Source organism: Pseudomonas sp. F220 (assembly GCF_057813935.1).
The window spans coordinates 156,147-170,186 of record NZ_JBVASJ010000004.1 but is presented as its reverse complement, the minus strand read 5'-3'; the positions used below and the strand labels follow the sequence as shown (position 1 = coordinate 170,186).

Here is a 14,040-nt window from a genome sequence, read left to right as displayed (position 1 = left end):
GTTCGATACGTTTACGCGCCGACCGGAATCGGGATCGGGCGAGCCAGAGGCGGGACGACAGCACTGGTGGGTGCGATGCCGGCCTCGAACTCTGGGCGGAAATATTTGATTGCGCTGCCCAATGGCTCCACGGCGCCCGGTGCGTGAGCACAGAAAGTCTTGCCAGGGCCGAGGAAACCGACCAGACCCAGCAGGGTCTCGATATCGCCGGCTTGCCCTTCACCGTTCTCGATCGCACGCAGCAGCTTGACGCTCCACGGCAGACCATCACGGCACGGGGTGCAGAAGCCGCAGGATTCGCGGGAGAAGAACTCTTCCATGTTGCGCAGCAGGGAGACCATGTTGACGCTGTCGTCCACGGCCATCGCCAGGCCGGTACCCATACGGGTGCCCACCTTGGCGATGCCGCCGGCGTACATTTGTGCGTCCAGGTGCTCAGGCAAGAGGAAGCCGGTACCGGCGCCGCCTGGCTGCCAACACTTGAGCTTGAAGCCGTCGCGCATGCCGCCGGCGTAGTCTTCGAACAGCTCGCGAGCGGTCACGCCGAACGGCAGTTCCCACAGGCCAGGGTTCTTCACTTTGCCGGAGAAACCCATGAGCTTGGTGCCCATGTCTTCACTGCCTTCACGGGCGAGGGATTTGTACCATTCCACGCCGTCGCCGATGATCGCTGGCACGTTGCACAGGGTCTCGACGTTGTTCACACAGGTCGGCTTGCCCCATACGCCAACGGCGGCAGGGAAGGGCGGCTTGGAGCGCGGGTTGGCGCGGCGGCCTTCGAGGGAGTTGATCAGTGCGGTTTCTTCACCGCAGATATAACGCCCGGCGCCGGTGTGGACGATCAGTTCGAAATCGAAGCCGCTGCCCAGGATGTTCTTGCCCAACAGGCCCGCGGCTTTTGCTTCTTCCACGGCACGGTTCAAGTGCTTGGCGGCGGTGGTGTATTCGCCACGCAGGAAGATGTAGCCACGGTAGGTTTTCAGCGCGCGAGCACTGATCAGCATGCCTTCGATCAGCAGATGGGGCAGTTGCTCCATCAGCATGCGGTCTTTCCAGGTGTTGGGTTCCATTTCATCCGCGTTGCACAGCAAGTAGCGGATGTTGATGGATTCGTCCTTGGGCATCAGGCCCCACTTAACACCCGTGGGGAAACCTGCGCCGCCGCGACCCTTGAGGCCGGCGTCCTTGACGGTCTGGACGATATCGTCCTGGGACATATCGGCGAATGCTTTACGCGCTGCCGCGTAACCATTCTTGGCTTGGTATTCGTCGAGCCAGACGGCCTCGCCGTCGTCACGCAGACGCCAGGTCAGCGGATGGGTTTCTGCGGAGCGCGCGATGCGGTTGGCAGGGCCGAAGGAAGTCAGGGTCATACGTAGCCCTCCAACAGTTTGGCAACGCCAGCAGGCTGTACGTCACCGAAAGTGTCGTCATCGATCATCAACGCCGGCGCCTTGTCGCAGTTGCCGAGGCAGCAGACTGGCAGCAGCGTGAAACGACCGTCGGCGGTGGTTTGACCCAGGCCGATGCCGAGCTTGCTCTGGATTTCGCTGACCACCGACTCGTGGCCACCGATGTAGCAGACCATGCTGTCGCAGACGCGAATGATGTGGCGGCCGACCGGCTGACGGAAGATCTGGCTATAGAACGTCGCCACGCCTTCAACGTCGCTGGCCGGGATGCCGAGGATCTCGCCGATGGCGTAGAGCGCGCCATCAGGCACCCAGCCACGTTCCTTCTGGACGATCTTCAGGGCTTCGATCGACGCCGCGCGCGGGTCTTCGTAGTGATGCAGCTCGTGCTCGATGGCCGAGCGCTCGGTTTCGCTCAAGGCGAAACGGTCTGTCTGGATAAGCGTGCTATTCATGCTTAGCGGTCCACGTCGGCCATAACGAAATCGATACTACCCAGGTACGCAATCAAGTCCGCGACCATGCTGCCTTTGATCACCGAAGGGATCTGCTGCAAGTGCGGGAAGCTTGGGGTACGAATCCGGGTGCGGTAGCTCATGGTGCCGCCATCGCTCGTCAGGTAATAACTGTTGATACCCTTGGTCGCTTCAATCATCTGGAAGGATTCGTTGGCCGGCATTACCGGGCCCCACGATACTTGCAGGAAGTGCGTGATCAGGGTTTCGATGTGCTGCAGCGTGCGCTCTTTAGGCGGCGGCGTGGTCAGCGGGTGATCCGCTTTATACGGGCCTTCCGGCATGTTGCGCATGCACTGGTCGATGATCTTGATGCTCTGGCGCATTTCTTCGACACGAACCATGCAGCGGTCGTAGGCATCGCCGTTGACGGCCAACGGGACTTCGAATTCGAAGTTCTCGTAACCGGAGTAAGGGCGGGCTTTACGCAGGTCAAAATCACAGCCGGTCGAACGCAAGCCAGAACCGGTGACGCCCCATTCCAGGGCCTCTTTGGTGTTGTAAGCCGCGACGCCGATGGTCCGGCCGCGCAGGATGCTGTTCTGCAGCGCAGCTTTTTCGTACTCGTCGAGGCGCTTTGGCAGCCATTCGACGAAGTCCTTGACCAGCTTGTCCCAGCCGCGCGGCAGGTCGTGAGCGACGCCACCGATGCGGTACCAGGCCGGGTGCAGACGGAAACCGGTGATGGCTTCGATCACCGTGTAGGCTTTTTGCCGGTCGGTAAAGGTGAAGAACACCGGGGTCATGGCGCCGACGTCCTGGATATAGGTACCCAGGAACAGCAAGTGGCTGGTGATCCGGAAGAACTCGGCCATCATGATGCGAATGACGTCGACCTTCTGTGGCACGACGATCCCGGCCAGTTTCTCGACCGCGAGCACGTACGGCAGGTTGTTCATCACGCCGCCGAGGTAGTCGATCCGGTCGGTGTACGGGATGAAACTGTGCCAGGACTGGCGCTCGGCCATTTTCTCGGCACCACGGTGGTGGTAACCGACGTCCGGAACGCAGTCGACGATTTCTTCACCGTCCAGTTGCAGAATGATACGGAATGCACCGTGAGCCGAAGGGTGGTTCGGGCCAAGGTTGAGGAACATGTAGTCCTCGTTGGCACCGGAACGCTTCATGCCCCAGTCTTCCGGCTTGAAGCGCGCGGCTTCTTCTTCCAGCTGTTGCTTGGCCAGCGTCAGGCTGAACGGATCGAACTCGGTGGCTCGGGCCGGGTAGTCCTTGCGCAGCGGGTGACCTTCCCAGGTCGGCGGCATCATGATCCGGGTCAGGTGTGGGTGGCCGGCAAAGTCGATGCCGTACATGTCCCACACTTCACGCTCGTACCAGTTGGCGTTCGGCCAGATCGAGGTGATGGTCGGCACGCTAAGGTCGCTCTCGGACAAGGCGACCTTGATCATTACGTCACTATTACGTTCGATCGACAGCAGATGATAGAACACAGTGAAGTCGGCGCCGCTCGGCAAACCCTGGCGCTTGGTGCGCAGACGCTCGTCCACGCCGTGCAGGTCATACAGCATGACGTACGGCTTGGGCAGGTTACGCAGGAAGGTCAGGACTTCGACGAGTTTGGCGCGGGTAACCCAAAGCACCGGCATGCCGGTGCGGGTGGCTTGGGCGGTGAACGCCTCAGGGCCAAAACGGTTGTTCAGTTCAACGACCACATCTTGGTCGTCTGCCTTATAAGGCGGGATGTACAGAGCACTGCCTGTAGTCATGGTTTTTTATCGCTTTCGGTCAACGTAAAGAATGAAGCCAGTTTCTTGTTTCTTTGTAAGAACAGAGCTGGATCAGACTTCGTCGGGGCTGCGCAGGTTGGTTACCTGAATACGCTGTTCACGGCGCTGTTCCTTTTGCGACGGCATCTCGGCGCGGTAAACGCCTTGATCACCAACGACCCAGGAAAGTGGGCGACGCTCCTGGCCAATCGACTCTTGCAAGAGCATCAAGCCTTGCAGAAAAGCTTCAGGGCGGGGCGGGCAGCCAGGCACGTAGACGTCCACGGGCAGGAACTTATCCACCCCTTGAACGACGGAATAGATGTCGTACATGCCACCGGAGTTGGCGCACGAACCCATGGAGATAACCCACTTCGGTTCGAGCATTTGCTCGTAGAGACGCTGAATGATCGGCGCCATCTTGATGAAGCAGGTTCCGGCAATAACCATGAAATCCGCCTGACGCGGTGATGCCCGGATAACTTCGGCGCCAAAGCGTGCGATGTCATGGGGCGCCGTGAAGGCGGTAGTCATTTCCACGTAGCAGCACGAAAGGCCGAAGTTGTACGGCCACAGGGAGTTTTTACGCCCCCAGTTGACCGTGCTGTTCAGCACGTCTTCGAGCTTGCCCATGAAGATGTTTTTGTGGACTTGATCTTCTAACGGATCGGAAACGGTATCCCGTTCACCGATCGGGTACTGCTCGTTAGGAGCATCCGGGTCGATCTTGGTGAGAGTGTATTGCATCGCCAAAGCCTCATTGTTTCAGCTTCGCTTGCCGCTTGCGACGAGCTTCCGGAGCCCAATCAAGGGCGCCCACTCGAAATAGGTAGACAAGGCCTGCCAACAGAATTGCTATGAAAACGAGAGCTTCGACGAATCCGGTCCAGCCGCTTTCGCGGACGGACACAGACCAGGCAAAGAGAAAGAGGGCTTCGATATCGAAGATCACGAAGAGCATCGCGACCAGATAGAATTTGGCTGAGAGCCGCAAGCGGGCGCCACCGGTGGGTAGCATGCCGGACTCGAACGGTTCGTTTTTGCTGCGGCCCCAGGCTTTGGAGCCAAGCAGGCTGGAAACACCAAGCATGAAGGCGCAAAGGCCGCCGACACCCAGAAGGAAAATGGCAAAGCCCCAGTTGTGGGCCATGAGTCCTGTCGCTTCGGGCATGCTGGTAATCCTTAACAGAGAGCAAAGGTCTCTGAGCTTGAATAGAAATAAAGCAGTGACGATATGTCGCAGCGCAATCAATCCCGCTGATTTTATGGCTAAACACCGGGCAAGTAAATTTTCTGTAGCGAAATTATTTATTGAAATAAGGACATAGCGTGCCTCCGGGCCCCCGCAGCCCATACGTTGCGGGCATTAGGCGGGGTTTTGCTAATTATGTTTTGTGGGAGTTGTAACGAACAGTTCCCTCGCTAAATGATAATCAATATTGTTTGAGAGGGTTTTTAAACTGTTATTCGGGGTGATGGCTGAGAAGTTGCACTTACATACCCTCTATTGCAAGTTGCGAGCTCGGCCGTTTTAACATTTTTTGTGGGTCGAAATACCGTTCTGGATCAATTTTTTGTGCGCATGGGTAGCCGCTGACGAAGCGTGCTTTCCTGTAGCAGCTGGCGAGCCCGCGTTCGGCCGCGAAGCGGTCGCAGAATCGGCACACCCGGTTAACCTGCAAAACCGTGTCGTTTGGTTTACGACCGCTTCGCGCTCGAACGCAGGATCGCGGGACTGAGTTAATTTTTCATTTGGGAAGATTGCGCGCAAAAAAAACGCCCCGAACCAGTCGGGGCGTCAGATGTGCGGCATCCCAGTTAGCTTTCTATACAGCCTGGAATGGCCGTTTGCTCAGGGTGCGAACTCAATCAGTGGAACTGTTCTTCTTCAGTGGAGCCGGTCAGTGCGGTAACCGAAGACGAGCCACCCTGGATCACGGTGGTCATGTCGTCGAAGTAGCCGGTGCCGACTTCCTGCTGGTGAGCCACGAAGGTGTAACCCTTGGCGGCGTCAGCGAACTCTTGCTCCTGCAATTTCACGTAAGCGGTCATGTCGTTGCGGGCGTAGTCGTGCGCCAGGTTGAACATGCTGTGCCACATGTTGTGAATGCCGGCCAGAGTGATGAACTGGTGCTTGTAACCCATGGCGGACAGCTCGCGCTGGAACTTGGCGATGGTCGCGTCGTCCAGGTTTTTCTTCCAGTTGAAGGAAGGCGAGCAGTTGTACGACAGCAGTTGGTCCGGGTATTCCTTTTTGATCGCTTCGGCGAAACGACGAGCTTCGGCCAGATCCGGCTTGGCGGTTTCGCACCAGATCAGGTCGGCGTACGGCGCGTAGGCCAAGCCGCGCGAAATAGCCTGGTCGAGGCCGGCGCGCACTTTGTAGAAGCCTTCCTGCGTACGTTCGCCAGTCACGAATTCCTTGTCGTATGGATCGCAATCGGAAGTCAGCAGGTCAGCGGCGTTGGCGTCGGTACGGGCCAGGATGATGGTCGGTGTACCGGCAACGTCAGCCGCCAGACGGGCAGCGGTCAGCTTCTGTACCGCTTCCTGGGTAGGAACCAGTACTTTGCCGCCCATGTGGCCGCATTTTTTCACGGAAGCCAGCTGGTCTTCGAAGTGAACGCCGGCAGCGCCTGCTTCGATCATGCTTTTCATCAGCTCGTAGGCGTTCAGTACGCCGCCGAAACCGGCTTCAGCGTCAGCCACGATCGGTGCGAAGTAGTCGATGTAGCCGTCATCGCCTGGGTTCTTGCCGGCTTTCCACTGGATCTGGTCGGCACGACGGAACGAGTTGTTGATGCGCTTCACAACAGTCGGAACGGAGTCGACCGGGTACAGCGACTGGTCTGGGTACATCGATTCTGCAGAGTTGTTGTCTGCAGCGACTTGCCAGCCCGACAGGTAGATCGCCTGGATACCGGCTTTGACTTGTTGAACAGCCTGGCCACCGGTCAGGGCGCCCATGCAGTTGACGAAATCTTTCTCAGGACGGAAGGACGGCTTGGCACCTTGGGTAACCAGGTTCCAGAGCTTCTCGGCGCCCATACGTGCCAGGGTGTGCTCAGGCTGAACCGAGCCACGTAGACGGACGACGTCAGCAGCGGAGTAAGCGCGAGTCACGCCTTTCCAGCGTGGGTTTTCAGCCCAGTCTTTTTCGAGGGCTGCAATTTGCTGTTCGCGTGTCAGTGCCATGGAGATAAACCTCGTCGCGTCTTGTATGAAAAGTCGTTCTTGGGTGGAAAATTCGTGCTGCCAGATACGCAGGTTTGACAGGTTGCGTAGATGGCTGCTCGCTGACCGGAAGCTTAGGTGGTCAAGTCGGGTTCGGCGGGGAAGGCGACGGGTGAACGATGGGCTCGAGAATGGAGGTGAGCAGGTAAGGGCGTGCTGTTGGGCGCATTCGGGCATTGTGGGCCTTTATACGATCATCAGTGTGTTGCCGGTCTACCTAATTACGCTTCCGTCCCTCGGGACAACTTCGTTCCAGTCGCAACCTCGTCAAACTGCCTTGTGGGCGGTACAGACACGAATCGGCTCAGGTGGGTAAGTTAGAGCGGCGATTCGAAAGCCCTTTCCAGGGCCTCTGATCAGCGGGAGCGGGGCCATCATGCCTCTGCTTTTTTAACCCGTCAAATGTTTTGTAGTGCGTTTTTTAAGGCACTACATCTTTGGTCTAATACGACTAATCAGTCAGTTTTTGGTGCTTTAGTCCAAAGTTTCGACTTTCACGCGCAAGGTCATGTCATCCCGGCCCTGGGTCGAGTAACTGCGTGCAAGCCCCTGTTTATCGGCCTGTGTCTGGCGATTGACCCCGGCCAGGGTGATCCATTCGCCGAGGCGGCCGCTGACGGTGGTGTCGGTACTTTGCACGTTCACTACATCGGGACGTTCCTGGCTCATACGGTCGCGATTGGTGCTGATATTGAGGTGAACGATATCTCCGGTGACGCTGGCTGTGACGTAGAAACCCTGGGTGACGTTGCGGTATTGGGTCTGGCTTTGCAGGTGGGCGTAGTTGTTGGCCGGATTTTGCGGGGGGGTGGCGGTGTTGGTCTGGTTTGGCAGGCTGGCGTAGGCATCGGTCTGGGTGCTGGTCAGCGGCACACTCTGGCCGACCTGGATCAGGGCGGGTGTGCCTTCGCTGGTCTGGACCTGCTGAATCCCGCCTTCGCGGCTGTCGGTGCTGTAGGTGATGATCTGCGTCTGCTGATTGGTGTTGTCTTGCTGGTTGTTTTCGTTGGTGTCGACAGTGATCAGCAGGCGTTTCGGCGCTGTGTCCAGTTGCGCGAGAAAGGCGCGCAGCTCCTCGATCTTTTCAGGTTCGGCGTTGACGATCAGCTGATTGTCATAAGCGCTGACTTTGCCGTCCTTGCCGATGAAGTTCTGCGCTACAGGCAGAAGATCGGCACTAGTGCGGTAATTTAGCGGCACGATCTCGGTGGCGGCCAAGACCGAAAAAGTGCAGGTCAGTAGCAGCGTAGTGAGCAGGGTGCGTAGGGACATGTCCGTTTATCTCCGCGTTCAAGAGGCTTGATATTGCCAGTTTGTCGGCCTGGAGTGGGGCAAGTTGAATCCTAGACAGCAAAACGCCCCGGCATCGGAGGATGACGGGGCGTTTTGTGGTGTTCTGGAGGCCGCTATCGCGAGCAAGCTCGCTCCTACAGTTGACTTTCGTCGATCACAAAATCGCGATACGACGCAAATCCACTGTAGGAGCGAGCTTGCTCGCGATGGGAGCGGCGCGGCCTCAAGCCGTGCCGCGCACCATATCAACGTGCGGAATGCCTGCTTCAAGGAACTCGCTGCTGACGATGGTGAAGCCCAGGCGCTCGTAAAAAGCCGTCGCCTGAACTTGCGCGCTGAGCATTTGCTGCTTCAGGCCACGCTTCTCGGCTTCGCCGATCACTGCCTGCATCAACGTATCGCCGACCTTCAGTCCGCGCCAGTCCTTGAGTACTGAGACCCGACCGACATGCCCATCGGGCAGCAGGCGTGCGGTACCAATCGGAAAATCGCCTTCGTAGGCGAGGAAATGCACGGCGCTTTCGTCGTCGGCATCCCATTCAAGTTCTGGCGGAACGGATTGCTCGGCGATGAACACCGCTTCACGAATGCGCCGGATCTCGGCGTTATCCTTTTGCCAGTCTGCGACACGTACGTGAATCTTATTCATCGGCAAACCCCAGGCTTCCTTGCTTGACCAGTTCACAGAGCAGGTTGCGCCCATCTTCGTCGGCCAACCATCTACCGAGGTTGTCGCTGTGCAGCGCATCGGCGGCACAGACCATTTTCAGCAGCTCGCGCAGCTTGCCTGGCAGCAGACGGCTCTGGCCGCTGGCGAACAGCAACAGGTCTTCGTCCACTTCCGACCACGCCAGGCGTGCGCTCGGGTTGCGAATCAGCACTGCGCCTTGCTCGAGACTGCTGAGCAAATCATCTTCTTCAAGATCAGGGCCGACGACCAGTTCCGGGTAGCGCGGCTCGGTCATGAACTGGCCGAACCAGGTCAGCAACAGGCGTTCGTCACTCATGTGCTCGGCCAGCAGGCCTTTCAAGCGGTCGAGGGCGTCGTGCTGGATCTGGTGCGGGTCGCTGACAGGGGTAGCGTCAGCATCGGTGTAGCGCTCTTCGTCAGGCAGGAACTGGCTGAGGAAGTCGGTGAAGTGGGTCAGCACTTCGGCGGCGCTCGGGGCACGGAAGCCCACCGAGTAGGTCATGCAGTCGTCGACAGCTACGCCGCAGTGGGCCAGGCGTGGCGGCAGGTACAGCATGTCGCCCGGTTCCAGAGTCCACTCGTCGGTCGCCTGGAAGTCGGCAAGAATACGCAGGTCGGCGTGCTCGAGCAGCGGGCTCTCGGAATCGCACATCTGGCCAATCTTCCAGTTGCGCTTGCCGTGGCCTTGCAGCAGGAACACGTCGTAGTTATCGAAGTGCGGACCCACGCTGCCGCCAGGCGCAGCGAAGCTGATCATCACGTCGTCGATGCGCCAGCTCGGCAGAAAGCGGAAATGTTCCAGCAATTCGCCAACTTCCGGCACGAACTGGTCGACCGCTTGTACCAGCAGGGTCCATTCGCGCTCAGGCAATTTGCTGAATTCGTCTTCGGCGAACGGGCCGCGACGCAATTCCCATGGACGCTCGCCGTGCTCGATGACCAGGCGCGATTCGACTTCTTCTTCCAGCGCCAGGCCGGCCAGTTCGTCGGCATCGATCGGGCTTTCGAAGTCAGGAATTGCCTGGCGAATCAGCAGCGGTTTTTTCTGCCAGTAGTCGCGCAGGAATTCCCGTGCAGTGATGCCGCCCAGAAGTTGAAGAGGAATATCAGGATTCATGTGTAACCTATTGAAAAAAAGCACTTTTCAGACGGGAATAAAAACGCCCGGCGCTGCCGGGCGTCTAAATGTATTACGAGCGGTCAGATGCGCTTGGCTTGTGCCACGGCATTACCGATGTAATTGGCCGGGGTGAGCTTTTTCAGCTCGGCACGGGCGGAGTCGGGCATTTCCAGGCCGTCGATGAAAGTTTGCAGCGCTTCAGGGCTGATGCCCTTGCCACGGGTCAACTCTTTCAGCTTTTCGTACGGGTTCTCGATGTTGTAGCGACGCATGACCGTCTGGATCGGTTCGGCCAAGACTTCCCAGCACGCATCCAGGTCTGCAGCAATCTTCTGAGCATTGAGCTCTAACTTGCTGATTCCTTTGAGACTTGCTTCGTAAGCGATAACGCTGTGAGCGAAGCCGACACCGAGATTGCGCAGAACGGTGGAGTCGGTCAGGTCACGCTGCCAGCGGGAGATCGGCAGCTTGCTCGCCAAATGCTGGAACAGTGCGTTGGCGATACCCAGATTGCCTTCGGAGTTTTCGAAGTCGATCGGGTTGACCTTGTGCGGCATGGTCGAGGAACCGATTTCGCCAGCGATGGTGCGCTGTTTGAAATAGCCCAGGGAGATGTAACCCCAGATATCGCGATCGAAGTCGATCAGGATGGTGTTGAAGCGCGCCATAGCGTCGAACAGCTCGGCGATGTAGTCATGCGGCTCGATTTGCGTGGTGTACGGGTTGAAGCCCAGACCCAGCTCATCTTCGATAAAGGCGCGGGCGTTGGCTTCCCAGTCGATTTCCGGGTAGGCCGAGATGTGCGCGTTGTAGTTGCCGACAGCGCCATTGATCTTGCCCAGCAGCGGAACGGCAGCGATCTGGGCGATTTGACGCTCAAGACGGTAAACCACGTTGGCCAGTTCTTTGCCCAGGGTGGTCGGCGAAGCCGGTTGGCCATGGGTGCGCGACAGCATCGGCACGTCGGCGAAGCGGATGGCCAGCTCGCGGATGGCTTCAGCGGTTTGACGCATCAGTGGCAGCATGACTTCATCGCGGCCTTCGCGCAGCATCAGGGCGTGGGACAGGTTATTGATGTCCTCGCTGGTGCAGGCAAAGTGGATGAATTCGCTGACCTTGGCCAGCTCTGGGAGCTTGGCCGCTTGCTCTTTGAGCAAGTACTCAATGGCTTTGACGTCGTGGTTGGTGGTGCGCTCGATCTCTTTGACGCGCTCGGCGTGCTCCAGAGAGAAGTTTTCAGCCAGGGTATTCAATACCGCGTTGGCTTCGGCGGAGAACGCCGGAACTTCGGTGATGGCTGGGTGAGCGGCCAGGCGCTGGAGCCAGCGCACTTCAACCATGACGCGAAAACGGATCAGACCGTATTCGCTGAAAATTGGGCGCAGGGCCTGGGTTCTGCCGGCGTAGCGGCCGTCAACAGGGGAAACCGCAGTGAGCGAAGAGAGCTGCATAGGGTGTTCTCGGACAGTCGGGCAACGAAATGGGGCGCGTATCATACATGAAAAAAACCGCTGGTCCGTTGCCAACTGACCAGCGTCTTACGCGTAACAAACTACAAAACGGTGTTGCAGGCGCGATTCAGCTGCTGCGCATCAGCGGGTAAAGCTCTTTAAGCAATTTGCGTCGGCTGACCACTAGCTGCCAGCGATGGCCGCCCAGTTGGCGCCAGAGCCGTGCCGAGCGGATACCGGCCAGCAGCAGGGCGCGGATTTTCGAGGCATTGCTTGGCTGCTGCAGGTTGCGCATGTCGCCGTGCACCTGGATGCGCTGGCGCAAGGTGCTCAAGGTGTCCTGATACAGCGCGCCACAGGCAGCCACCACGTTTTCGTGAGCCGGGCCGAAGTGCTCGACCTGGGACTGAATCTGCGGCAAGCGTTTGCCGATGATCTCAAGCATGTCGTCACGCTTGGCCAGTTGCCGTTCGAGACCGAGCATCGACAGCGCATAACGCAGCGGTTCCCGTTGCAAGGTGTTGGGGTCACGCTCCAGTGCGCCGATCAGTGCGCGATAACCTTCACGCAGATTGATGTCGTCGCCACCATAGACTTCCAGGGTGTCTTTCGGATCACGAATCAGCAGGCTGCCAAGCATGCAGCTCAGGCCGGCCTCAGTAACCTGGCCGGTCTTGGCGATTTTGTCGACCAGGACCGCTGCGAGAAATACACCACCCAAGGCTGTTAGTTGCTCCTGAGTCGGGCTCATGCGCGCTGGTCCTTGCTGCTCCAGGGCTCGGCCACTTCAATGACGCCGCCGCCAAGGCAGATTTCACCGTCGTAGAACACCACGGATTGGCCTGGCGTGACTGCGCGCTGCGGGTCGTCAAAGATTGCACGATAACCGTTGGCGGTTTTTTCCAGCGTACAAGGCTGGTCGCTTTGACGGTAGCGGACCTTTGCGGTGAGCTTGCGCGGCGTGCTCAGGTCGACCGGGTTGACCCAGTAGATGTCCGAGGTGAGCAGGGCGCGGGAGAACAGCCATGGGTGGTCATTGCCCTGGCCAACGATCAGCTCGTTGTGCTCAAGGTCCTTGATCAACACGTACCACGGCTCTTCACCGGCATCTTTCAGGCCGCCGATACCCAAGCCCTGGCGCTGACCGATGGTGTGGTACATCAAGCCGCTGTGACGGCCGATCACTTCGCCTTCGGTGGTTTTGATTTCGCCCGGCTGCGCTGGCAGGTACTGCTTGAGGAAGTCGCTGAAACGACGTTCGCCGATAAAGCAGATTCCTGTGGAGTCCTTTTTCTTTGCGGTGGCCAGTTCGTGTTTCTCGGCAATCGCGCGAACGGCAGGCTTTTCCAGTTCGCCGACCGGGAACAGGGTCTTGGCGATCTGCTCGCCGCCGACGGCGTGCAGGAAATAGCTCTGGTCCTTGTTCGGGTCCAGGCCTTTGAGCAGCTCGGTGCGGCCATCGATGTCACGACGGCGCACGTAGTGGCCGGTGGCGATCAGGTCGGCACCGAGCATCAGTGCGTAGTCGAGGAATGCCTTGAACTTGATTTCGCGGTTGCAGAGGATGTCCGGGTTCGGCGTGCGGCCGGCTTTGTATTCGGCCAGGAAGTGCTCGAACACATTGTCCCAATACTCGGCAGCGAAGTTGGCGGTGTGCAACTTGATGCCAATCTTGTCGCAAACGGCCTGAGCGTCGGCCAGGTCGTCCATGGCGGTGCAATAGTCCGTTCCATCGTCCTCTTCCCAGTTCTTCATGAACAGGCCTTCCACCTGGTATCCCTGCTCGATCAGCAGAAGGGCGGAAACGGAAGAGTCCACGCCGCCGGACATGCCGACGATAACGCGCTTCTTTTGTGTGTCAGAAGGAGCTGGATCACGCATAGGGATTCAATGAGTGTCTTGAAAAAGGACGCGATTCTAGCAGGCTGGAGCCTGCAAGGCTAAAGAGAAGGACGGATCAGCTCGAGACTGTGCAACTTGCCGCCCAAATAATCGTCGATGCACTGGATGATTAGCTCACTGCGCCAGTATGGGCGCTGTTCCAGCAGTTCGTCTCGGGTTAGCCAGCGCGGGCCGATAATGCCGTCATCCAACTGATAATCGGCATGATGCTGTAGCGGTTTACCGGCAAAGCATACGCGCTGGTAGGTCACTCCGTTGCTCGGAGCGGTATAGAGGTAGATGCCGATGACACCAGTCAGTTCGACGTCCCAGCCGGTTTCTTCCAGGGTTTCGCGGATGGCCGCCTGGATCAGGCTTTCGTCTGGATCCAGATGCCCGGCTGGCTGATTGAGTACCGCTCGTCCGTCCGCGAGTTCCTCGACCATCAGGAAACGGCCCTGGTCTTCGATGATCGTGGCGACGGTGATGTGGGGTTGCCAATCCATAGGAATGCTCTGCCTTGGGGGAGAAGGCCATCATAAAGCGAACGCGGATCGGTACGCCCGCAATATCCGGGTGAGCACTGGTCCTTGTAGGAGTCGAGCTTGCTCGCGATGGCATCACCTCGGTGCAACAGACACATCGCGTCGCCTGCATCGCGAGCAAGCTCGGCTCCTACAAAGAGCAAAGAGCGCAAGCCAAAAACAGAAACCCCG

General features: G+C 58.5%; 13 protein-coding genes. All 13 read right to left on the bottom strand.

Annotated features, from left to right (window positions below; all coding sequences use genetic code 11):
• Positions 1 to 11 precede the first annotated feature (11 nt).
• Positions 12 to 1,373, bottom strand: coding sequence for an NADH-quinone oxidoreductase subunit NuoF (gene nuoF / locus ACZYSM_RS06055; RefSeq protein ID WP_489069842.1), 1,362 nt, complete (start codon positions 1,371 to 1,373; stop codon positions 12 to 14).
• Positions 1,370 to 1,867: an NADH-quinone oxidoreductase subunit NuoE gene (nuoE, locus tag ACZYSM_RS06050; RefSeq protein WP_007970445.1), complete on the bottom strand. Its 498-nt coding sequence runs from the start codon at positions 1,865 to 1,867 to the stop codon at positions 1,370 to 1,372. The genes nuoF and nuoE overlap by 4 nt, the downstream gene beginning before the upstream one ends.
• A gap of 2 nt (positions 1,868 to 1,869) precedes the next feature.
• Positions 1,870 to 3,654: an NADH-quinone oxidoreductase subunit C/D gene (gene nuoC, locus ACZYSM_RS06045; protein WP_489069840.1), complete on the bottom strand. Its 1,785-nt coding sequence runs from the start codon at positions 3,652 to 3,654 to the stop codon at positions 1,870 to 1,872.
• Positions 3,655 to 3,726: 72 nt separating this feature from the next.
• Positions 3,727 to 4,401, bottom strand: coding sequence for a NuoB/complex I 20 kDa subunit family protein (locus tag ACZYSM_RS06040; RefSeq protein ID WP_489069838.1), 675 nt, complete (start codon positions 4,399 to 4,401; stop codon positions 3,727 to 3,729).
• Positions 4,402 to 4,411: 10 nt separating this feature from the next.
• Positions 4,412 to 4,825, bottom strand: a complete 414-nt coding sequence (locus ACZYSM_RS06035; RefSeq protein ID WP_007905050.1) for an NADH-quinone oxidoreductase subunit A — start codon at positions 4,823 to 4,825, stop codon at positions 4,412 to 4,414.
• Between the two features lie 698 nt (positions 4,826 to 5,523).
• Positions 5,524 to 6,849: an isocitrate lyase gene (gene aceA, locus ACZYSM_RS06030; protein ID WP_489069836.1), complete on the bottom strand. Its 1,326-nt coding sequence runs from the start codon at positions 6,847 to 6,849 to the stop codon at positions 5,524 to 5,526.
• 513 nt (positions 6,850 to 7,362) lie between these two features.
• Positions 7,363 to 8,160 (bottom strand): secretin N-terminal domain-containing protein, encoded by a 798-nt coding sequence (locus ACZYSM_RS06025; protein ID WP_489069835.1) that lies wholly within the window; start codon positions 8,158 to 8,160, stop codon positions 7,363 to 7,365.
• A gap of 244 nt (positions 8,161 to 8,404) precedes the next feature.
• Positions 8,405 to 8,830 (bottom strand): GNAT family N-acetyltransferase, encoded by a 426-nt coding sequence (locus tag ACZYSM_RS06020; protein ID WP_489069834.1) that lies wholly within the window; start codon positions 8,828 to 8,830, stop codon positions 8,405 to 8,407.
• Entirely contained in the window at positions 8,823 to 9,989 is a 1,167-nt protein-coding gene (locus ACZYSM_RS06015; RefSeq protein ID WP_489069833.1) for a ribosomal protein uL16 3-hydroxylase, read from the bottom strand. The genes ACZYSM_RS06020 and ACZYSM_RS06015 overlap by 8 nt, the downstream gene beginning before the upstream one ends.
• A gap of 83 nt (positions 9,990 to 10,072) precedes the next feature.
• Positions 10,073 to 11,443 (bottom strand): adenylosuccinate lyase, encoded by a 1,371-nt coding sequence (purB, locus tag ACZYSM_RS06010; protein ID WP_489069832.1) that lies wholly within the window; start codon positions 11,441 to 11,443, stop codon positions 10,073 to 10,075.
• A gap of 127 nt (positions 11,444 to 11,570) precedes the next feature.
• Positions 11,571 to 12,194, bottom strand: coding sequence for a high frequency lysogenization protein HflD (hflD, locus tag ACZYSM_RS06005; protein ID WP_489069831.1), 624 nt, complete (start codon positions 12,192 to 12,194; stop codon positions 11,571 to 11,573).
• Complete coding sequence (gene mnmA / locus ACZYSM_RS06000; protein ID WP_489069830.1) at positions 12,191 to 13,324, bottom strand: tRNA 2-thiouridine(34) synthase MnmA; 1,134 nt, start codon at positions 13,322 to 13,324, stop codon at positions 12,191 to 12,193. The genes hflD and mnmA overlap by 4 nt, the downstream gene beginning before the upstream one ends.
• A gap of 59 nt (positions 13,325 to 13,383) precedes the next feature.
• Positions 13,384 to 13,830: an NUDIX hydrolase gene (locus ACZYSM_RS05995; protein ID WP_489069829.1), complete on the bottom strand. Its 447-nt coding sequence runs from the start codon at positions 13,828 to 13,830 to the stop codon at positions 13,384 to 13,386.
• Positions 13,831 to 14,040: the final 210 nt, after the last annotated feature.